This window comes from Bacillus cereus group sp. BfR-BA-01379 (genome assembly GCF_022663605.1).
Lineage (GTDB): Bacteria > Bacillota > Bacilli > Bacillales > Bacillaceae_G > Bacillus_A > Bacillus_A mobilis.
This window is the reverse complement of record NZ_JAKUFT010000175.1, coordinates 1-802: the sequence shown is the minus strand read 5'-3', so window position 1 is coordinate 802 and position 802 is coordinate 1. Positions and strand designations below refer to the sequence as shown.

The window sequence follows — 802 nt, the reverse complement described above, 5'->3', positions numbered from 1 at the left end:
AGGCATGTTAACCACTACACCACGGGACCATTTGGTTGCGGGGACAGGATTTGAACCTGCGACCTTCGGGTTATGAGCCCGACGAGCTACCGTGCTGCTCCACCCCGCGATAATACTATTCATATAATTTATATGGTGGAGGATGACGGGATCGAACCGCCGACCCCCTGCTTGTAAGGCAGGTGCTCTCCCAGCTGAGCTAATCCTCCAAAGTGGTGACCCGTACGGGATTCGAACCCGTGTTACCGCCGTGAAAGGGCGGTGTCTTAACCACTTGACCAACGGGCCAAATATTATAAATCCTATGGCGGAGAGCAAGGGATTCGAACCCTTGATACGCTTGTGACGTATACACGATTTCCAATCGTGCTCCTTCGGCCAGCTCGGACAGCTCTCCAATGGCTCCGCAGGTAGGAATCGAACCTACGACCGATCGGTTAACAGCCGATAGCTCTACCGCTGAGCTACTGCGGAATAATATTGCCTGGCAACGTCCTACTCTCACAGGGACAAGGTCCCAACTACCATCGGCGCTAGAGAGCTTAACTTCCGTGTTCGGTATGGGAACGGGTGTGACCTCTCTGCCATCATTACCAGACATTATTCTTTTGAGACAATCATTATTATAACTTATTCACTTTAAAAGTCAACAAGTTTTTTATGTTCCCTCAAAACTAGATAACATTTGCTTCATATTATATGGTTAAGTCCTCGATCTATTAGTATTCGTCAGCTCCACATGTCACCACGCTTCCACCTCGAACCTATCAACCTGATCATCTTTCAGGGATCTTACTAGCTT

Annotated in this window: 5 tRNA genes and 2 rRNA genes; all 7 read right to left on the bottom strand. The window is 48.6% G+C overall.

Annotated features, from left to right (window positions below):
- Positions 1-32: 32 nt before the first annotated feature.
- Positions 33-109: transfer RNA gene (locus tag MR113_RS27275), tRNA-Met, on the bottom strand.
- A gap of 24 nt (positions 110-133) precedes the next feature.
- Positions 134-209: transfer RNA gene (locus MR113_RS27270), tRNA-Val, on the bottom strand.
- Between the two features lie 4 nt (positions 210-213).
- A tRNA-Glu gene (locus MR113_RS27265) sits at positions 214-288 on the bottom strand.
- A 17-nt stretch (positions 289-305) separates the two neighbouring features.
- Positions 306-397, bottom strand: a tRNA-Ser gene (locus tag MR113_RS27260).
- Between the two features lie 2 nt (positions 398-399).
- Positions 400-474 (bottom strand) — tRNA-Asn (locus MR113_RS27255).
- Positions 475-482: 8 nt separating this feature from the next.
- Positions 483-598, bottom strand: a 5S ribosomal RNA gene (gene rrf, locus MR113_RS27250).
- A 101-nt stretch (positions 599-699) separates the two neighbouring features.
- A 23S ribosomal RNA gene (locus MR113_RS27245) occupies positions 700-802 on the bottom strand; the annotation flags it as partial.